19 protein-coding genes are annotated in these 17,781 nt (G+C 69.7%); 11 read left to right on the forward strand and 8 right to left on the reverse strand.

All coding sequences use genetic code 11. The features are described 5' to 3' along the window. Positions 1 to 347 precede the first annotated feature (347 nt). Genes FV242_RS22550 through FV242_RS22560 form a run of 3 tightly spaced genes read left to right on the forward strand, consistent with a single transcriptional unit; the run spans position 348 to position 2,427 of the window. The gene (locus FV242_RS22550) at positions 348 to 1,469 is read left to right on the forward strand and encodes a histidine kinase dimerization/phosphoacceptor domain -containing protein (protein WP_147909323.1); all 1,122 of its coding nucleotides are present in this window, start codon (positions 348 to 350) and stop codon (positions 1,467 to 1,469) included. After that, positions 1,466 to 1,915 (forward strand): response regulator, encoded by a 450-nt coding sequence (locus tag FV242_RS22555; protein ID WP_147909322.1) that lies wholly within the window; start codon positions 1,466 to 1,468, stop codon positions 1,913 to 1,915. The genes FV242_RS22550 and FV242_RS22555 overlap by 4 nt, the downstream gene beginning before the upstream one ends. A gap of 44 nt (positions 1,916 to 1,959) precedes the next feature. Next, on the forward strand, positions 1,960 to 2,427 hold the full coding sequence (locus tag FV242_RS22560; protein WP_147940487.1) for a hypothetical protein: 468 nt from the start codon (positions 1,960 to 1,962) through the stop codon (positions 2,425 to 2,427). Here FV242_RS22560 and fae read toward each other — a convergent pair whose 3' ends face one another. Beyond that, positions 2,428 to 2,967 carry a formaldehyde-activating enzyme gene (fae, locus tag FV242_RS22565; RefSeq protein ID WP_147940488.1) on the reverse strand — a complete coding sequence of 180 codons (540 nt, stop codon included), beginning with the start codon at positions 2,965 to 2,967 and terminating at the stop codon, positions 2,428 to 2,430. A gap of 56 nt (positions 2,968 to 3,023) precedes the next feature. After that, positions 3,024 to 3,224 carry a hypothetical protein gene (locus FV242_RS22570; RefSeq protein ID WP_147909319.1) on the reverse strand — a complete coding sequence of 67 codons (201 nt, stop codon included), beginning with the start codon at positions 3,222 to 3,224 and terminating at the stop codon, positions 3,024 to 3,026. Between FV242_RS22570 and FV242_RS22575 the strand changes: the two genes are divergently transcribed. Then, positions 3,223 to 3,438 carry a hypothetical protein gene (locus FV242_RS22575; RefSeq protein ID WP_147909318.1) on the forward strand — a complete coding sequence of 72 codons (216 nt, stop codon included), beginning with the start codon at positions 3,223 to 3,225 and terminating at the stop codon, positions 3,436 to 3,438. The genes FV242_RS22570 and FV242_RS22575 overlap by 2 nt on opposite strands. 35 nt (positions 3,439 to 3,473) lie before the next feature. Here the strand turns inward: FV242_RS22575 and FV242_RS22580 are convergent, their stop codons facing one another. Then, positions 3,474 to 3,926 (reverse strand): hypothetical protein, encoded by a 453-nt coding sequence (locus tag FV242_RS22580; RefSeq protein WP_147940489.1) that lies wholly within the window; start codon positions 3,924 to 3,926, stop codon positions 3,474 to 3,476. Between the two features lie 250 nt (positions 3,927 to 4,176). Next, entirely contained in the window at positions 4,177 to 4,776 is a 600-nt protein-coding gene (locus FV242_RS22585) for a biliverdin-producing heme oxygenase (RefSeq protein ID WP_147909316.1), read from the reverse strand. Positions 4,777 to 5,096: 320 nt separating this feature from the next. Here FV242_RS22585 and lexA point away from each other — a divergent pair, with 320 nt between their 5' ends. Next, positions 5,097 to 5,816: a transcriptional repressor LexA gene (gene lexA / locus FV242_RS22590; RefSeq protein WP_147909315.1), complete on the forward strand. Its 720-nt coding sequence runs from the start codon at positions 5,097 to 5,099 to the stop codon at positions 5,814 to 5,816. Here lexA and FV242_RS22595 read toward each other — a convergent pair. Next, positions 5,810 to 8,083: a ComEC/Rec2 family competence protein gene (locus FV242_RS22595; protein ID WP_147940490.1), complete on the reverse strand. Its 2,274-nt coding sequence runs from the start codon at positions 8,081 to 8,083 to the stop codon at positions 5,810 to 5,812. The genes lexA and FV242_RS22595 overlap by 7 nt on opposite strands. A gap of 170 nt (positions 8,084 to 8,253) precedes the next feature. On the opposite strand from FV242_RS22595, the gene gltX reads away from it, so the two are divergent. The 3 genes from gltX (at position 8,254) to FV242_RS22610 (ending at position 12,167) form a co-directional block, all read left to right on the forward strand. Continuing rightward, the gene (gene gltX / locus FV242_RS22600) at positions 8,254 to 9,681 is read left to right on the forward strand and encodes a glutamate--tRNA ligase (protein WP_147909313.1); all 1,428 of its coding nucleotides are present in this window, start codon (positions 8,254 to 8,256) and stop codon (positions 9,679 to 9,681) included. Positions 9,682 to 9,909: 228 nt separating this feature from the next. Further along, positions 9,910 to 11,199, forward strand: coding sequence for a citrate synthase (gene gltA, locus FV242_RS22605; protein WP_147909312.1), 1,290 nt, complete (start codon positions 9,910 to 9,912; stop codon positions 11,197 to 11,199). Next, a complete protein-coding gene (locus tag FV242_RS22610) occupies positions 11,094 to 12,167 on the forward strand; it encodes a DNA-3-methyladenine glycosylase (protein WP_246692826.1) in 1,074 nt (357 codons plus the stop codon). Before gltA ends, FV242_RS22610 begins: the two co-directional genes overlap by 106 nt. A 9-nt stretch (positions 12,168 to 12,176) precedes the next feature. On the opposite strand, the gene parC is transcribed toward FV242_RS22610, so the two are convergent. After that, positions 12,177 to 14,423, reverse strand: a complete 2,247-nt coding sequence (gene parC / locus FV242_RS22615) for a DNA topoisomerase IV subunit A (RefSeq protein ID WP_147909311.1) — start codon at positions 14,421 to 14,423, stop codon at positions 12,177 to 12,179. Positions 14,424 to 14,583: 160 nt separating this feature from the next. Next, complete coding sequence (gene recO / locus FV242_RS22620) at positions 14,584 to 15,303, reverse strand: DNA repair protein RecO (RefSeq protein ID WP_147940491.1); 720 nt, start codon at positions 15,301 to 15,303, stop codon at positions 14,584 to 14,586. A gap of 145 nt (positions 15,304 to 15,448) precedes the next feature. Between recO and FV242_RS22625 the strand changes: the two genes are divergently transcribed. Next, positions 15,449 to 15,850 (forward strand): hypothetical protein, encoded by a 402-nt coding sequence (locus FV242_RS22625; RefSeq protein ID WP_147940492.1) that lies wholly within the window; start codon positions 15,449 to 15,451, stop codon positions 15,848 to 15,850. A 19-nt stretch (positions 15,851 to 15,869) separates the two neighbouring features. Then, a complete protein-coding gene (locus tag FV242_RS22630) occupies positions 15,870 to 16,565 on the forward strand; it encodes a gamma-glutamylcyclotransferase (RefSeq protein ID WP_187278515.1) in 696 nt (231 codons plus the stop codon). 3 nt (positions 16,566 to 16,568) lie between these two features. Here FV242_RS22630 and FV242_RS34735 read toward each other — a convergent pair whose 3' ends face one another. Continuing rightward, on the reverse strand, positions 16,569 to 16,712 hold the full coding sequence (locus tag FV242_RS34735; RefSeq protein ID WP_187278516.1) for a hypothetical protein: 144 nt from the start codon (positions 16,710 to 16,712) through the stop codon (positions 16,569 to 16,571). Positions 16,713 to 16,972: 260 nt separating this feature from the next. Here FV242_RS34735 and FV242_RS22635 point away from each other — a divergent pair, with 260 nt between their 5' ends. Continuing rightward, positions 16,973 to 17,605, forward strand: a complete 633-nt coding sequence (locus FV242_RS22635) for a hypothetical protein (RefSeq protein ID WP_246692827.1) — start codon at positions 16,973 to 16,975, stop codon at positions 17,603 to 17,605. The last annotated feature ends 176 nt before the right edge of the window (positions 17,606 to 17,781 follow it).

Consider the following 17,781-nt stretch of genomic DNA (forward strand, 5'->3'; position numbering starts at 1 on the left):
GCCGATGCCGCGGGTCGCCGCGGGGATCGGATCCCGCGCGTAACTTGGCCGACACCTGGGTTCCCGCGGCGTCCCGCGTCCAGCGTGAGGAGACTTCTTGGGCCATGCCCCCGGCGCACCAGGCGCGCGGGGACGATGAAGCCTGTCGGGAGATCGCGTGGCCGGCGCGCCCGCAAAACCGGACCGGGGCCCACCCGTGCGGCATCCTGTCTGGTCGATTCCAGAATCAAAGTGAGACTGGGCTGAACCCAATCTTCTGATTGGCCGTTGAGCGTTCGGCACTGCGACCGCGCAGGCCCAGCCGATTGCCGGAGGTCACGAACGCCGGGCATGAAAGAGTCGATTCGATGGAACAGCCCGACGCTTGGCATCTGACGGACCGGCTCGATGCCGAACACGGCAAGGGCGATCCGTTCGCCGCCGCGGTCCGTGCCACGCGGATGGCGATGATCGTGACCAATCCGCGCCTGCCCGACAACCCGATCGTCTTCGCCAACGACGCGTTCCTGCGGATGAGCGGCTATGACCGCCAGGATGTGCTCGGCCGAAACTGCCGCTTCCTCCAGGGGCCCGACACCGACCGGGGCGCCGTGGCGCTGATCCGGGAGGCCGTGGCGGCCCAGCGCGACATCGCGATCGACGTCCTGAACTATCGCAAGGACGGGGCGCCGTTCTGGAACGCCCTGTATCTCAGCCCCGTCGCCAACGAGGCCGGCGAGGTGCTGTTCTTCTTCGCCTCGCAGCTCGACGTCACCGATCGCGTCGACGCGCACCTGCAGGTGCAGAAGGAGAAGGACCATTTCGAGGCCGAGGTCGCCCGCCGGACCCGCGACCTCACCGAGGCCCTGGCCACGCAGACCATGCTGGTCCACGAGGTCGATCATCGGGTCAAGAACAACCTCCAGATGATCGCGGCCCTCCTGGCCATGCAGACGCGGGCGATCACCGATCCCGCCGCCCGCGCCGCGATGGAATCCATGCTGACCCGGGTGGAGGCCCTCGGCACGGTCCACCGCAGGCTCTACCAGTCCAACAACGTCGAGCGGTTCGACGTGGCCGAGTTCGCCCGCGACCTCGCCACCGACCTGATCCGCGGTTCCGGGACCGACCGGATCCGCCTGCACCTGGATCTGGAAACCGTGGAGATCCCGGTGACAAAGGCCCCGCCGGTGGCGCTGATGATGAACGAGCTGATCACCAACGCCCTCAAGCACGCCTTCCCGGACCACCGCGCCGGCCGGCTCTCCGTGACGGTGGCGCCGGACGACCGCCACTTCACCATCAAGATCGCCGACGACGGCGTCGGCATGCCCGTGCAGGTCATGGAGCAGCGCTCGTTCGGCAAGCGGCTGATCGGCACCCTCTGCCGCCAGCTCAATGCCAGCATCGCCTGGCAGGCGAACGACCCGGGCACGATCGTCAACGTTCGCCTGCCCCGCGAATTGGCTACCGGTCCGGAGGCCAGATGAGCGAGCCGATGCGAATCCTCGTCGTCGAGGACGAGGCCCTGATCCTGATGCAGATCGAGATGATGCTGGAGGAGGCCGGCTATCGCGTCGTGGGCACCGCCATGACGGCGGCAGAGGCGATCGCCCTCGTCCACGAAACCCGGCCCGAACTGGTGCTGATCGACCTGCGCCTCGGCGATGATTCCTCGGGCGTGGACGTGGCGCACGCGGTGCGCGCCATCGGCGGCATCACGGCCGCCTTCATGACCGCCAACGCCCGGGCCCTCTCGGACGATCTGGAGGGCGCCACGGCGGTGATCGCCAAGCCGTTCACCGGAGCGGTCCTGGAGGAATCCCTGGCCTACCTCGAGGATTGCGTCCGCCGGCCGCCGCCGGCCGAGCTGGTGCCGACCGGGATGCGCCTCGCCCCGGCCCTGCTCAAGAGCTTCGCCCAGATGCGGCAGTGAACGCCGCCCTCGACACCTCCGGCCCGGCGCGTAGAGTGCCGGCCATGTCAAGCTTCCGCGTCGCCCGCCCGCTCCTGGCCACATTCCTCGCGGCCCTGGCCGGCCTGCCCCTCGCCGCCCGGGCGGAGCCGTGTGACGACCTCGCCCAGCAGATCGCCGGGGCGATCGGCGGCAAGGTCGGCAAGCGCGCCGGGCCGAGCATCGACATCCGCCTGGCCGGTCCGATCAAGTTCGACGTGACCTGCCGGGCCGAGCCGATCGTGCAGGCGACCTCCGCGGAGCCCGCTCCCTCGGCGGCCTTCTTCCGCGACCTCGCGGCGGCCTCGGAGATCCTGGTCGGCGAGCCGGCCGCGCGGGTCGAGCCGATCATCGCCGACGCCTACCGGACCGCCCTGTCGGACCGCCGCAAGTCGTTCATCCAGCAGAACGGCTGGTCCGCCTCCTGCTACACCGATCCCGGCAGCAGCGCGATGCGCACCCTGTGCTCGGTGGGGCGCATCCCGCCGCGCTGATCAATACTCGATCACGTCCTGAAGCGCGTAATGCTTCACGGTCTTCCGGTTGGCGATCAGCTCGTCCACGGTCGGCTCGCCCTTGAGGGCCCGGGCGATGGCGAGCTTCGTCGCCTCGTAGTTGGTGCGGTACAGGTCCTTGCGGTCGAGGTTGTCGTCCTCCGCGCAGCGCGGGTCGAGCCAGATCATGATGATCATGCACAGCTCGTCGAGACCGTCCTTGGGCAGCACGCCCTCGATGATGCAGTCCACGATCGCGTCGCCGGTGGCGGCCTGGACGACGCCGCCGAGCAGCTCGACATACTCGGCCGTGTGGATCGTCGCCTTGGTGGTCATCATCGTGGCGGGGCGCACGAGCTGGTTGAGGTCGCGCACCACGAACATCCGGGTGTGGCCCTGGACCTGCCCCATCATCGACGCGAAGGCCTGACCCACCGGCCCGCGGACCGAGCCGATCAAGACCTCGGGCATGGCGTCGGTGTACTGCCCGTCGGCGGCCAGGACGGTGGCCTCGCCGGTGCGGAACCAGATCTCTTGCATGTGTCGCGACTCCCCGTGTCAGGTCGCCCGGGGGAGACATCATCGAGGCGCCGGCGTCAATCGCTCCGGAGCAGGCCGACCCCGTCGAGGGCGCCGACCCCGGCGATCGCCACGGTCGGGCCGGCGCTCTTGAGGAACTCGGATCCGCGGGGCAGGGAAGTCGGGTGCGGCGCGACGCGGGAACAGTCCCGGGCCAGGGCCGTTCCGGCCGGAGCCTGCGGCGTTGTCTCGGGTCCGGCAGCCGGGAGGGATGTCATGACGGAGAGCACGGATCGGGGGGGCGGCTGGAGCCTCCAGGCGAGCGCCATGCCGGACGGGGTACGGCTCGAACTCGCCCTCGCCGACCTCGGCGGCGGCCCGGTCACCGCGGCGATCGTGCTGGACCGGGCGGAGGCCCGGGCCTTCGCCCGCGCCCTGCTGGCGGCGGCCGGCGATGCGGCCGAGCGCACCTTCCCCAAGCCGGGCGCCTGACCGGGCGGGCTCGGGGCCGGCGCGGGCGGCTCAGATCATTGTTGGATGAAGCCCGGATTGCGGCCCGGCAGGCGCGGCACCACCGTGCCCCGCTTCTCGATCGGCGCGTCGCAGGCGTAGGTGAATTCGCTCTTCTGCGGATCGAACACCGTCTCGCCGGTGATCCGGCAATCCTCCCGCACGGTCTCGTCGAGATAGGCGCGGGCGGCGGTGCGGAAGCGCTTCACCCGGGTCGCGGCCGGATCGGGATCGATCCGCACCTCGCTGAGATTGCAGCCGGTGTACTCGCGCAGGGCGTTCGAGACGACGAGCATCCGGCGCACCTGCCGGTTGTCGTAGACCTCGTAGGGCTCCTTGCAGCCGATGGTGACCACCTGCGGGGTGAGCGCCACGTAGTTGCGCGAGATATACGAGAACCCGGTGGTGCAGCCGGCCAGCGCCAAGCCGACGGCCCCGGCACCGATGGGCAGAAGAGCCGCGCGTCGCATCCTCGTCATCCCAAGCCCAATTCCAGCCCAGTCTCGAAGCCGCCGGGACGATCCGCCTGCCCCGCCGACCGGGTCAAGCACCTCGGCGCATTGAAACGGCGCCGCTTGCCCAGTCAATTCGTTTGTCGCCCGAGATGCCGTTCCAGGCGTCCGCGACCGGTCATCGCCCGACTCGGCGGTGGACGGCGCGCGTGACAGGCTTTGTTGCTGCGCCAGGGCGGCGGAACGATCCGACCGGGTGGCGGCGCCGTCAGTCCTCGAAGACGTCCCCGACCAGCCGGCGCACGAACTGGAACGCCTCCGTCGCCCCCGCGGCGACGCGTTGCTCCCCGGTCTCCCGGAGTTCGACCCGGTCGAGGGCGGCCGTGAAAAGCCGCCAATGCAACCCGCGTCCTTCGGGATGTCCGGCAAGATGGCGCGCACCGTGGGTTTCCGACAGGCCGAGCGCCCGGGCCTCCTTGAGCAGGATGGCCGCCCCGAGATTCGAGCCCTCGGCGACGTAGAGCCAGCCCAATCCCTGCGCCGGTTCGATCGTCCCGAAATGTTCCTCGGACGCGCCGTCAGGGACGGGCGCTCCGACATCGCGCAGATCCTGCTGGATCAGGGGCAGTCGGCGCCTGCCGTCGAGATCGGGCAGGACATGGGCGAACGCGCCATCGCGATAGACTCGATCGACGACCGCATGGAACCTGTACTGGATCTGGAGGAACAGCGCGTAGCGCTCCAGGCTCGCGAACGGCTTTGCCGCCATGATGCGCCGGTCGAGCTGATCATGGGCGGCCGCGGTCGCCACTCTCAGGCGCTTCACGCGGCTGCAGGTCTCGGCGATGTCGGATGATGCGGCGTCCATGCGATCTATGTCTGTCGTCCGGGCAAGGTGCCGTGGGCAGACGTGAGCGGCCCGCCGCGCCACTCTGACCGTCCCAGCCTATGGACCATTCCGGCGATTCAGGTCACCAAGGCTGGCCCGGGATCGTGCCGATCCTGCCAGACCGGTTCTGCCATGGCGGCGCGACCGCGTCACGGCACACAACGGCCGCATCCGCACATCGCCGATCGATCAAGCTCAGCCGATCACGCTTGCGGAACACTTGCGGAACGTTTAACGTGTTCGTGATTTGTTTCCGCGACCGCATCGATGCGGTCCTCCAAGCCGCGAGTCCCCCGTCGATGCTCACGCGCAAGCAGCTGGACCTCCTGCGTTTCATCCAGAGCCGCATGCAGGAATGTGGCGTCCCGCCCTCGTTCGACGAGATGAAGGACGCCCTCGATCTGAAGTCCAAATCGGGCATCCACCGGCTGATCACGGCCCTCGAGGAGCGCGGCTTCCTGCGCCGCCTGCCGAACCGGGCGCGCGCCATCGAGGTGATCCGCATCCCCGAGAGCCTGTCCCAGGCGGCTGCTCCACCTGCGGAGCCCCGCCGCTTCACCCCGAGCGTGGTCGAGGGCGGGAAGTCCAAGCTGCCGGCGCAGCCGGCGACCGCCCGGATGATCGACGACGGCGGCCGCGCCATCTCGATCCCCGTGATGGGCCGGATCGCGGCCGGTACGCCGGTCTCGGCGATCCAGAACCAGAGCCACGCCATCACCATGTCGCCGGACTTCCTGGCCGGCGGCGAGCATTACGCTCTCGAGGTCCGCGGCGACTCGATGGTCGATGCCGGCATCCTGGACGGTGACCTCGTGGTGATCCGCAAGCAGGATACGGCCAATACCGGCGACATCATCGTGGCGCTGATCGACGACGAGGAGGCGACGCTCAAGCGGCTCCGCCGCCGGGGCTCCTCGATCGCCCTGGAGGCCGCCAACCCGGCCTACGAGACCCGCGTGCTCGGGCCCGACCGGGTCCAGATCCAGGGGCGGCTCGTCAGCCTCGTCCGCCGCTACTGAAGGGGTTCGGCCGGCGCGTCGCCAGGCGCGGCCTCGGAACCGGCGACGTCGGCCTCGGCCGGGATCGGCTCGGAGGGTGTTACCACTTTCGGTTGTGGGACAGGCGATGGCCGCGAAGCCGGTGATGCCCGCCAAGGCACGGTACGGCCCGTGTCGCGGGTATAGCGTGCCGTGAAGCCATCCCGGTCGGCCCGGAGTGCGACGGCGCCTCGTTCGGCGAGCACCCGGCGGTCGATCACCAGCGGCCCCGTGCAGGTGGGCGGCGCCGCGAGCCGCGAGATCAGCAGGGCCGCCCGGGCGCAGTCCTCCGTGAAGGCGCGCCGGTCGCGGACCAGGGCGACGGCGCGGCCGTCCGGCAGGCTTGCGGTGCAGCCGAGCCGGTCGCACCGTCCGACAGCCGACGAAGCCTGGATCACCGCCTTCGCCGATCGCCCGTCGCCATCCGCTTTCAGCCACTGCTCCATCACGAAGGCCGAAGGATTGCCGAGGGCCCACAGGACTCCGTCCGGTCCACGCACGGCCGCACCACCGCCCTGCCGGTCGACGTACAGGTCGAATCGCTCCGGAACGACGGCGAGGCCGAGCCCGAGCAGGGCGGGCGGCAGGGCCAGCCAGCGCAGTCGCGATACCGGCAGCGTCGCCAGCAGCAGCCCGGCCGCCAGCAGCATCAGCGCGCCGGTGCCGAAGGCCGGCAGCACCAGGACGGCCCGATTGAAGCCGGCGATCAATTCGGAGATCGCCAGCATGCCGCCCACCGCCTGTCCCATCAGCCACCAGATCGGCCGGTCCAGGGCGAAGGGATAGGCCAGGATCCCGATCACCGCCGCCGGCATCACGACCAGGGAGACCAGCGGCAGGGTAAGGGCGTTGCCGATCAGCCCGAACGGCTGGACCGTCTGGAAATGGTAGGTCGCGAACGGCGCCGTCGCGACCTGTGCCACCAGGGTCGTCGCGAGGGTGCCTGTCACGGCCGAGAGGCCGGTGCCGACGAACCGCTCGATCCGCCCCGCCCCGGGACGCTGGAACAGGCGTCCGTCGATCAGCCGCGCGCAGGCGATCAGCCCGGCCACCGCCCCGAACGACATCTGGAAGCTCGGTCCGAGCAGGCCCTCGGGTTCCCGCGCCAATGCTATCAGGGCGGCCAGCGCGAGGTTGCGCATGGACAGCGCCGGCCGGTCGACCAGGATCGCGCCGAGCATGATCAGCGTCATGATCAGCGAGCGCTCGGCGGCGATGTCCCAGCCCGAGAACGCGCAATAGGCGGTGACGCCCAGCATCGCGAACCCGGCGGCGATCTTCTTGATCGGCCAGACCAGCGCGCAATACGGCACCAGCGCCAAGACGGCCCGCACCAGCCAGAACACCACGCCGGCGGCCAGCACCATGTGGAGGCCCGAGATGGAAACGACGTGATAGATGCCCGCCGCCCGGAGCGCATCGTTGGCGGCCGGTCCGATCAGGCCGCGCTTGCCCGTGACCAGGGCCGCCGCCACGGCCCCCGCTTGCCCGCCCTCGGCCTGCGCGATCCGGCGTGTCAGCGCGTTGCGGGCCTCGTCCAGCAAGGCTGCCAGTCGCAGGCGCAGAGGTGGCGGGGTGGGCGGCTCTCGAACCGTGATCGCCCCGATCAGCGAGCCTACCGCGCCGAGTCCCTGAAAGTAGGCATCCCGGGCGAAATCGTAGCCGCCCGGTCGTGCCGCCTCGGGCGGCGGCAGCAACCTTGCCGTCGCGGCGATGAAGTCCCCGGGCCGCAGGGATGGCGCCTTCCGGAACGAGACCCGCACCCGAAGCGGCCTCAAAGCGGGTTCGAGCCCGGCGAAGCTCTCGACCCTGATCACCAGCCGGGCGCCGACCTCGCGCTCGTCCAGCCCCTCGATCATCCCGGTCAGCGGCCCGATTGTAGTGCGGGTGAGGATCGGCGCCGCCACCTGCGAGACCCGCCAGGTCGCCGCCGCGAAGCCCAGGAAGCCGGCTGTCAGCGCCAGGCAAAGGGCGAGTGCCCCCGGCCGCGCACCCAGGAACGGCGCCGGCGCGAGGGCGAGCGCCGCTCCTGCCAAGGGGGCGGCGAGGAACGGCGTCCCGTCGGCACACCCGAAGAAGACCAGGATCCCGGCGCCGAACGCCACCGCCAGCCACGGGAACAGGCGGCGCTGCTCGACCTCCCGGGTGAGCCCATCGGCGAGCCAGCCGCGGAGCGCCGGCATCGACACCGGGCGCGTGCCGGCCAGCGCCACCGCGCCGCCCGCCAGCCTCGCGCCGATCCGCCGCATCCGCCCCGCCCCGTGCCGGACGACTCAAGTCCCGGCCGGGGATTCTTAACGCACCCGTCGGCCCGTGCTACAGCGGACGCTTCGTGCTACGGGCGCCACGCCGTGCGACGGGCGCCGCCCTGACGCCCTGCACCGCCCCATCGCCCTTCGCCCCCGAACATATCGGCCCGATGTCCTCAGCCGTCGTCACGCGCTTCGCCCCCTCGCCCACCGGATACCTCCATATCGGCGGTGCCCGCACGGCGCTGTTCAATTGGCTGTACGCCCGCCACACCGGCGGCAAGATGCTGCTGCGCATCGAGGATACCGACCGGGAACGCTCGACCAAGGGCGCGATCGACGCGATCCTCGACGGCCTGTCCTGGCTCGGCCTCGATTGGGACGGGGACGTGGTCTTCCAGTTCGCCCGCGCCGAGCGCCATCGCGCGGTCGCCGAGGAGCTGCTGGCCGCCGGCCGCGCCTACCATTGCTACGCCTCCGCGGAGGAACTGACGCAGATGCGGGAGACCGCCCGAGCCGAGGGCCGGGCCCCGCGCTACGACGGGCGGTGGCGCGATCGCGACCCGTCCGAGGCTCCTGCCGGGGTCAGGCCGGTGATCCGGCTGCGCGCGCCCATCGAGGGCGAGACGGTGGTCGAGGATGCCGTGCAGGGGCGGGTGACCTGGGCCAACCGCGATCTCGACGACCTCGTCCTGCTGCGCTCGGACGGGACGCCGACCTACATGCTCGCCGTCGTGGTCGACGACCACGACATGGGCGTCACCCAGGTCATCCGCGGCGACGACCACCTCACCAACGCGGCCCGGCAGAGCCAGATCTTCTCTGCGCTCGGCTGGGACATTCCCAGGATGGCCCATATCCCGCTGATCCACGGCGCCGACGGGGCGAAGCTGTCGAAGCGCCACGGGGCGCTCGGGGTCGAGGCCTACCGCGACCTCGGCTACCTGCCGGAGGCGCTGCGCAACTACCTTGTGCGACTGGGCTGGAGCCACGGCGACCAGGAGGTGTTCTCCACCGACGAGATGATCACGGCCTTCGATCTCCGCGCAGTGGGGCGCTCGGCGGCGCGGTTCGACTTCGCCAAGCTCGCCAACCTCAACGGACTCTACATCCGAGGCAGCGCCGATGCGGATCTGGTCGCCGCGCTCGAGACGATCCTGCCGAACGTCGGCCCGGAGCGCGGCCTCCCGGCGACGCTCCAGCCAGCCCTCAAGGACCAGCTGATCCAGGCCATGCCGGGCCTGAAAGAGCGGGCCAAGACACTGATCGAACTGCTCGACAGCGCCTATTACCTCACCGCCCAGCGTCCCCTGGTGCTCGACGACAAGGCCCGGACGCTCCTGTCCGACGAGGGCCGGGCGCGTCTGGCTGGGGTGCTGCCGGATCTCCAGTCGCTGCCCGAGTGGAGCGCGGCGGCGACCGAGGGTGCGGTGCGTCAGTATGCGGAGACAGCCGGGTGCAAGCTTGGGCAGGTGGCCCAGCCCCTGCGGGCCGCACTCACCGGCCGCACCACCTCCCCGCCCCTGTTCGACGTGATGGCGGTGCTCGGACGATCCGAGACCCTGGCGCGCCTCGCCGATCAGGTGCCGCAGGGCTGAGCGGGCGGGAAGGAACTGCGCGCCTCGGCCCGGATTTCGCTTGGTACCGGATTTTGCTTGGCGATGGCGGTCGGTTGTCACCGACCCCGTTGCTGCTGCACTGCCGTTTGGGTAACCCATGGCCTGTGAGCACCCGCAACATGACGCGCGGCGTGCTCCGGCCCCGGGGTCGACTCGGGCAGCCCGAGGCCGGCATCCGCCACGTCGCCAGAGAAGGGTCCACGTTCCATGAGCGCATCCAGCACCATCACCGTGGACGGCAAGGAGATCGAACTGCCGGTCAAGTCCGGCACGATCGGCCCGGACGTCATCGACATCGGCAAGCTCTACGCCAAGACCGGCGCCTTCACCTTCGATCCGGGCTTCACCTCGACGGCCTCGTGCGAATCGAAGATCACCTACATCGACGGCGATGAGGGCGTGCTGCTCTATCGCGGCTACCCGATCGAGCAACTCGCCGAGAAGGGCGACTTCCTCGAGACCTGCTACCTGATGCTGTTCGGTACGCTGCCGACCGCCGCCCAGAAGGCCGATTTCGACTATCGGGTCACGCGCCACACCATGGTGCACGACCAGATGAACCGGTTCTTCACCGGCTTCCGGCGTGACGCCCACCCCATGGCCGTGATGGTCGCCTCCGTCGGCGCGCTCTCGGCCTTCTACCACGACTCGACCGACATCACCGACGAGAGCCAGCGGCTGATCGCGTCGATCCGCATGATCGCCAAGATGCCGACGCTGGCCGCGATGGCCTACAAGTACTCTATCGGCCAGCCCTTCGTGTATCCGAAGAACGATCTGGACTATACCTCGAACTTCCTGCGGATGTGTTACGCGGTTCCGTGCGAGGATTACGAAGTCAATCCGGTCTTCGCGAAAGCCCTCGACAAGATCTTCATCCTGCACGCCGATCACGAGCAGAACGCCTCGACCTCGACCGTGCGGCTCGCCGGTTCGTCCGGCGCGAACCCGTTCGCCTGCATCGCGGCCGGCATCGCGTGCCTATGGGGGCCGGCCCATGGCGGCGCCAACGAGGCGGCGCTGAAGATGCTGATGGAGATTGGCACGCCCGAGAACGTCGGCAAGTACGTCGCGAAGGCCAAGGACAAGAACGACCCGTTCCGCCTCATGGGCTTCGGCCACCGGGTCTATAAGAACTACGATCCGCGCGCCCGGATCATGCAGAGCACCACGCACCAGGTCCTCAAGGAACTCGGCAAGACGGAGGATCCGCTGCTCCACGTTGCCATGGAACTGGAGCAGATCGCCCTCAAGGACGAGTACTTCATCGAGAAGAAGCTCTACCCGAACATCGATTTCTATTCGGGCATCACGCTCAAGGCGATGGGTTTCCCGACCGACATGTTCACTGTGCTGTTCGCGGTGGCGCGCACCGTCGGCTGGATCGCGCAATGGGCCGAGATGATCGAGGACCCGATGCAGAAGATCGGCCGTCCGCGCCAGCTCTATGTCGGCCCGGCGCAGCGCGACTACGTGCCGGTCGACGAGCGCGGCTGAGCCGAGCCATCGAACCCGAAGCGACACCGGGGGCGGCCGAAGGGCCGCCCCTGTCGCTTTGGCCGGTCCTGGCCAGCGGGGCGGTCGTCACGCTCCGCATCCCTTGTCGGCAACCCTATGATTGGCCGTCGATCCGCGCCTTCCTGGCGAAGCGAGCCATCCTTGGGGTCGAAGCGGCCGAGCCCGGCGCGCAATGTTACGCGCGCACGGTCTGCATCGGCGGACGGCCCGGCATCGTCGCGGTCGCGTTCGGCGATGCCGGCCTGGACGCGACGCTCCAGGGCCTCGACGTCACGTCCGGGATTAAGGTCGCCGAGCGCCTGCGCCGCCTGTTCGTTTGCGACGCCGATCCGGCCGCGATCGCGGCCTGCCTGTCCCGAGACCCTACCCTGGCCGGACTCGTGGCGGCCAGGCCAGGATTGCGGCTGCCCGGCGCGTGGGACCCGTTCGAGACCGGATGCCGGGCGATCCTCGGCCAGCAGGTCTCGGTTCAGGCCGCGATCCGGCTCGCCGGAAAGCTGGTCGCCGCATTCGGGACGCCGCTGGCAGAGCCGGCGGGCAGCCTGACCCATGTCTTCCCGACGCCGCTTCAACTGGTCGAGGCCGACGTGGCGCTCGCGCTGAACATGCCCCGCGCCCGCGGCGCAGCGATCCGGGCGCTGGCGGCCGCCGCGCTCGCGAACCCGGACCTGTTCGCCCCGGCCGGGACCCTGGAGGATGCGGTGCTGCGCTTCACGGCGATCCGCGGGATCGGCCCCTGGACCGCGCAGTACATCGCCATGCGGGCTCTCAAGCTGCCGGACGCCCTGCCGGTGGGCGACATCGGCCTTCTCCGCGCCCTCGAGACCGCCACCGGCCGTCCCAGCCCGGCCGCACTCCTCGCCCGGGCCGAGGCATGGCGCCCGTTCAGAGCCTACGCGGCCCAGCATCTCTGGGCTGCCGACGAGGCTTTTGTGCGCGAGCGGTAATGCTGCCCCTCACCGCCCGAACCGCTCGAATTTCGGGAAGCTGCGCGCCATCATCAGGCCGACCTCGCCGCGGTGACCCAGCCATTTCTCGAGAACCGACGCGTTGGCGAGCCGCCCCTCGGGTGAGCCGTCCTGCCAGGGCAGACCGTCGGCCAGCCGGAAGACGTGCGCGTCGGTGAGGCCGCCGCTGCGGCAGCGCTGGAGCCGGACGCCCTTGCCCCGGGAGAGTTCGGCCACCTCCGAGATCGGGAAGATCAGCAGCAGCTTCTCGGTGTTGACCACCGCGACGTGATCGCCGTCGGCGGGGACGAGCACCACGGCCGCCGCGTCGCCGTCGAGGCCGAGCACGCCCTTGCCCTTGCGGGTGTTGGCCACCAGCGCGTCCGACGGCGCCACGAAGCCGCGCCCATCCGAGCCCACGATCAGCAGCTTGGTCTCCGGCTTGTAGGGCAGCGCGGCCACCACCTCGGTGCCGTCGTCGAGATCGACCATCAGCCGCACCGGATCGCCGAAGCCGCGCCCGCCCGGCAGCTTCGACGCCTCGATGGTGAAGACTTTACCGTTCGAGGCGAGCAGCAGGATCTTTTGAGTGGTCTCGCTCGGGAAGGCGATCTTCAGGCCGTCGTCACCCTTGAACGCCACCCCTGACAGGTCGGCGACGTGCCCCTTGAGCGCCCGGATCCAGCCCTTGTTCGAGACGATCACGGTGATCGGCTCGCGCTCGACCAAGGCTGCCGTGAAATCGATGCCGCCGACATCCGGCGGGCTCGCGAGCGTGGTGCGGCGCTTGCCCAGCTTGGTCTCCGGCCCGAAGGTTTTTTTCACGGCGCGGATCTGGGCTTGGATCGCCTTCCATTGCGCTGGCTCGGAGGCGAGCAGCGCATCGATCTCCGCCTTCTCGGCGGTGAGTGCGTCCAGTTCGCGCTTCAGCTCCATCTCTTCGAGCTTTCGCAAGGACCGGAGGCGCGTGTCGAGGATCGCGTTGGCCTGGATCTCGGTCAGCTCGAACCGGGCCATCAGGGCCGGCTTCGGCTCGTCCTCCTCGCGGATGATGCGGATCACCTCGTCGAGGTCGAGATAGACGATCAGCAGTCCGCCGAGGATCTCCAGGCGCCTGTCGATCTGCCCGAGGCGATGGCGCGAGCGGCGCTGGAGCACCACGCGGCGATGGTCGACCCATTCCCGCAGGCATTCGGTGAGCCCGATCACCTTCGGCACGAGGCCGCCGACCAGGACGTTGAGGTTGAGCGGGATGCGGGCTTCCAGCTCGGTCAGCCGGAACAGCGATTCCATCAGGATCACGGGATCGACCGTGCGCGAGCGCGGCTCCAGCACAACGCGGACGTCCTCGGCCGATTCGTCGCGTACGTCGGCCAGCAGCGGCAGCTTCTTCTCCTGGAGAAGCTCTGCCATCTTCTCGATCAGCCGGCCCTTCGGGATGCCGTACGGGATCTCGGTGACGATGATGTTCCAGGTGCCGCGGCCGAGATCCTCCTTGTGCCAGCGGGCCCGGACCCGGAAGGCGCCGCGGCCGGTCCGGTAGGCCTCGGTGATCGACTCCGCCGAATCGACCAGGATGCCGCCGGTCGGGAAGTCCGGCCCCTGGACGAAGCTGTTGAGCTGCGCTGACGTCGCCCCAGGATGGCTGATCAGGTAGAGCGCCGCGTCGCACAGCTCGGCGGCGTTGTGGGGCGGGATCGAGGTCGCCATGCCGACCGCGATGCCCTGGCTGCCGTTGGCCAGCAGGTTCGGGAAGGCCGCCGGCAGCACCACCGGCTCGTCTTTCTCGCCGTTGTAGGACGGGCGGAAATCGACCGTGTCCTCGTCGATCCCGTCGAGCAGCAGCCGCGCGACCTCGGTGAGCCGGGCCTCCGTGTAGCGGTAGGCGGCCGGGCCGTCGCCGTCGATATTGCCGAAATTGCCCTGCCCGTCGACCAGCGGATAGCGCTGCGCGAAGTCCTGAGAGAGCCGCACCAGCGCGTCGTAGATCGCCTGGTCGCCGTGTGGGTGGAAGTCACCCATCACGTCGCCGACGATCTTGGCGCATTTCTTGTGCGCGGTGTTCGGGTCGAGGCGAAGCAGCCGCATGCCGTACAGGATGCGCCGGTGCACGGGCTTCAGCCCGTCGCGGGCATCCGGCAGCGCCCGGTGCATGATCGTGGAGAGCGCATAGGCGAGGTAGCGCTCTTCCAGCGCGGATTTCAGCTCGACGCTCTCGATCCCGTCGCCGGACGGCGGCTCGAAGGGCTGGCCCATGACGGCTCCTGTCTCAGGGCAGGGCCGCCGACCGGCAGCACCGCCTCAACGCGCGATTCGTCATTCCGTGGCGCCGTCGGCGAGCCCGGAATGACGGGGTTGGTTTCAACCGGGGCTCAGTCGCCCCCGGCTCGGCCGTCTCTAGAACATAACGCGAACATTACTCGGCCTCGCGACCGAGCGCAACGAATCGTGCGCGCTCTTCCGGCGCGGCGAGGCCGCGCGGACCCCAGACGTGCCGGTCGAGGAAGTATCCCGTCAAGGTAAACCCTTGGGCAACACCGTCCGGCCCCGGGGATCCGCCCGCGTGCAGGAAGGTCGGCAGCGCCAGCATGCGATCGCGAAACGGCTCCCCAGCCGAGGCGCTGACCGCCCGGCCGCTCTTCGGCGAGACGTAGGCCAACGCGTCGTTGCCGCCGGTCGCCGCGCAGGCAGTCAGGTCGAGGCCGAATCCGAGCTCAGACAGGATCTCCAGCTCGAACCGCACCATCAGGGGCGGCGCGACGGCCGGGTCGTCGAGGTGCTCGACCAGCACGCCGGCCGCCTCGTAGAGAGCCGGATGCGGATCCCGCTCCGGCAGGAGCCGCAGCAGCGCCGCCATGTGGCCGAGCCCGTAGAGCGCGATGCCCGACCCGATCATCCGCGAGACCTGGGATTCCAGCGGCTCCACAGTGTAGGCGCCGAGCCCCTCGTCGAGCCGCGCCCGCCAGCTCAGCCGGACCCGGTTGCCGGGCTGAAGCACTGGCTGCATCCGGCGCGAACGTCCGCCATGCACGAGGCCGAGATGGCGCCCATGGTATTCGGTCATCGCTTCCAGAATGACGCCGGTCTCTCCGTGCCGGCGCAAGCCGAGCACGAGGGCGTCGTCGGTCCACTGCATCGAGTTCCCGTGACCGGTGGGCGTGGCGCGGGTCGGCGAACGCCGGTGATCCGCAAGAGATCTCCATATAAGCGCTCCTCGGCCGCCACGCCGCCTTTGCGCGCCGGCGGCGCAGCTTTAGCGTGGCCGTAAAGGAATCACGCCCATGCGCCGCGCCGCAGTTCTGGTTCTTGTCCTGGCCCTGACGCTCACCGGCGCGCGGGCTGCGCCCAAGGCGGCGAAGCCCGTTGCCGCGGAAGCGCCCTCCCCGGCCTTGAAGCAGCGGCTTGCCGCGCTCGCCTTGAAACAGGTCGATTTCGGTTCGGTCTCGCTGCTGCCGGTGCGCTTCGCGGGCAGCCGGCTCGCCGGGCCGATCGAGGATGGCGGGCGGACGATCTACTGCGTGTCGAGCCGGATGAGCGGCCGGACCTTCGGCAAGCCCGAGCGGCCCAAGGCGGTGATGCGCTACGCCGCCGACCGGCTGGACGTGATCGACGACGACGAGGTCTGCACCGGCCATCGCAGCCAGCCGTTCCCGGAACTGGACGCCCTCGGCAACGCGCGGTGAGCCGGCCGCGTTGATGGCCATGCCCTCGATACACGCGCGCACCCTCGACCTCAGCCTCGATCTGATCGCGCGCGCCCACGCCACCCCGGTCCCGGACGATCCGAGCGCACTCGAGCTGCTCAGCGATGCGGAGCTGCGTCCCGGCCTCGAAGCGATCACGGCCGGGCGGGAGGGGCATGACCTCTGGGTGTTCGCCTACGGGTCCCTGATGTGGCGGCCGGAATTTCCGGTGGCCGAGAGCCGGATCGGGACCGTGCGGGGCTTCCACCGCCGCTTCTGTCTGCTCCAACGGCGGTTCCGTGGCACCCCGGAGCGGCCGGGTTTCGTCCTGGCGCTGGATCGCGGCGGCCTGTGCAAGGGCGTCGTGTTCCGTCTGCCGGGGACGGAGATCCGCGAGGCGCTGATGCCGGTCTGGCGGCGGGAGATGCGCGGCCGCGGCTATGTCGCCCGTTGGCTGCCGGTGGCGACCGAGGCCGGGACCGTCTCGGCGCTGACCTTCCTGGCCAACCGAGCCAACGAGCGCTACGCGGGCCGTCTCTCGGACCCGGACATCGCTGACAAGATCGCGGCCGCCCGCGGGCATGCCGGGCCGAGCGCCGAGTACCTGTTCCGGACCGTCGAGGCTTGCGAACGGCTCGGTATCCGCGACCGCCACCTCTGGAGCCTTCAGGCCCTCGTGGCTGCGCGGCTAAAGGCCCGTGCGGCGCGGCAGTGAGCCTCAAGACCAGGCGCGCTTCATCGCGATCACCACACGGCCGCCCGCCTGCTCGGTATCCGGGTTGCGCGGCTCGCGGATACCCGGCGCCCGCCCGGTGGTGAGATAGACGACAAGGGTGAGGGCGAGGAGGATCTTGGTGCGCATCGCAACGCTCAGGGTTGAGCGAGGGTGCATAGGATCGATCGGTTTTTACGAAGTTGCCGACAGGCTCACAGGCTGTGGTTGTGGGCATTTCCATGGATCGTGGTGAACGAATCGTTGCGGGCCGGCCGCGATCGTCTCGGGTAGCCCGTTCCCGCGCGACCCTGGCAGGACGCCTTAGTTCCTTGAAATCGCATGGCGATTCCGAAAGGCTGGATTCGACTTTCACGCCTCATGCTTTATGCCGCCGGCCCAGGATCCCCATGGGCGAGGACAGGATGCGGCTGAGGATCGGTGTGGCTCTGGCGATTCTGGTGGTTGCGGTCGCAGTGCTGGCCGCGGGCCCCTGGCCCCACGGCTTCCGGCTGTCCGACGTCTTGACCGGGGGGACGCCTCTCCTGCCGGACGGGTCGCGGCCGATGGCCGGCGCCGTGGAACTCGCCGGCAACGCCACTCTGGGCGCCGGTCAGCGTCCCGCGACCCTGCGGCTCGCCTGCGACCCCGCGGGGGCCGGCCTGTCGGCGGTCCTGACGGTCCAGCGCTTCACGGATTTAGCGGATGGGTTCGATGTGGCCCGCCTCGACGGAGGAGGACCACCGCTCACCAGCATCCTGGTGTCGAGCGCGGGGAGCGTCCGCTCCGTGCGGATGGCAGCGCAGGGGGCTGTCTCGACCGATCCCAACAAGCAGATCACCCTGACGGTGACCGGCGGCCACCGGGGTGAGGACCCATTGCGCGGCGTCGCCCTGGCGCTTGCCCAGCCCGGGACCCGAATCACCTGGACGCAGACGAGCCCACGCGCCGGTGACCAATCCCTGGTGGGGAGCTTCTCGGTGGCGGAAGGTGATGCGGCAGCGTTGAAGGCCGCGCTGAACAGCTGCCTCGCGGTGCCGTAACGGCGCTTGGCACCGACTGCGACATCTGAATTAAGCGTCGGGCCTTCAAAGGCACCGGGCGCTTGGATCTGGAGTCAAGCTACAGTGGCTCGCTGCACGTCGTCTCGTGCGTCGACGGTGTACTCTGCCGTCGAACCCGCACTGCCCGTCGTGCGCTCCGGCGGCAAGACACACGT

The organism is Methylobacterium sp. WL64 (assembly GCF_008039945.1).
Taxonomy (GTDB): Bacteria; Pseudomonadota; Alphaproteobacteria; order Rhizobiales; family Beijerinckiaceae; genus Methylobacterium.

Bases quoted from the DNA above. Each gene is read 5' to 3' on its own strand.
- FV242_RS22550 (WP_147909323.1), top strand. From the start codon at position 348: ATGGAACAGCCCGACGCTTGGCATCTGACGGACCGGCTCGATGCCGAA.
- FV242_RS22555 (WP_147909322.1), top strand. From the start codon at position 1,466: ATGAGCGAGCCGATGCGAATCCTCGTCGTCGAGGACGAGGCCCTGATC.
- FV242_RS22560 (WP_147940487.1), top strand. From the start codon at position 1,960: ATGTCAAGCTTCCGCGTCGCCCGCCCGCTCCTGGCCACATTCCTCGCG.
- fae (WP_147940488.1), bottom strand. From the start codon at position 2,967: ATGCAAGAGATCTGGTTCCGCACCGGCGAGGCCACCGTCCTGGCCGCC.
- FV242_RS22575 (WP_147909318.1), top strand. From the start codon at position 3,223: ATGACGGAGAGCACGGATCGGGGGGGCGGCTGGAGCCTCCAGGCGAGC.
- FV242_RS22570 (WP_147909319.1), bottom strand. From the start codon at position 3,224: ATGACATCCCTCCCGGCTGCCGGACCCGAGACAACGCCGCAGGCTCCG.
- FV242_RS22580 (WP_147940489.1), bottom strand. From the start codon at position 3,926: ATGCGACGCGCGGCTCTTCTGCCCATCGGTGCCGGGGCCGTCGGCTTG.
- FV242_RS22585 (WP_147909316.1), bottom strand. From the start codon at position 4,776: ATGGACGCCGCATCATCCGACATCGCCGAGACCTGCAGCCGCGTGAAG.
- lexA (WP_147909315.1), top strand. From the start codon at position 5,097: ATGCTCACGCGCAAGCAGCTGGACCTCCTGCGTTTCATCCAGAGCCGC.
- FV242_RS22595 (WP_147940490.1), bottom strand. From the start codon at position 8,083: ATGCGGCGGATCGGCGCGAGGCTGGCGGGCGGCGCGGTGGCGCTGGCC.
- gltX (WP_147909313.1), top strand. From the start codon at position 8,254: ATGTCCTCAGCCGTCGTCACGCGCTTCGCCCCCTCGCCCACCGGATAC.
- gltA (WP_147909312.1), top strand. From the start codon at position 9,910: ATGAGCGCATCCAGCACCATCACCGTGGACGGCAAGGAGATCGAACTG.
- FV242_RS22610 (WP_246692826.1), top strand. From the start codon at position 11,094: ATGGGCCGAGATGATCGAGGACCCGATGCAGAAGATCGGCCGTCCGCG.
- parC (WP_147909311.1), bottom strand. From the start codon at position 14,423: ATGGGCCAGCCCTTCGAGCCGCCGTCCGGCGACGGGATCGAGAGCGTC.
- recO (WP_147940491.1), bottom strand. From the start codon at position 15,303: ATGCAGTGGACCGACGACGCCCTCGTGCTCGGCTTGCGCCGGCACGGA.
- FV242_RS22625 (WP_147940492.1), top strand. From the start codon at position 15,449: ATGCGCCGCGCCGCAGTTCTGGTTCTTGTCCTGGCCCTGACGCTCACC.
- FV242_RS22630 (WP_187278515.1), top strand. From the start codon at position 15,870: ATGCCCTCGATACACGCGCGCACCCTCGACCTCAGCCTCGATCTGATC.
- FV242_RS34735 (WP_187278516.1), bottom strand. From the start codon at position 16,712: ATGCGCACCAAGATCCTCCTCGCCCTCACCCTTGTCGTCTATCTCACC.
- FV242_RS22635 (WP_246692827.1), top strand. From the start codon at position 16,973: ATGGGCGAGGACAGGATGCGGCTGAGGATCGGTGTGGCTCTGGCGATT.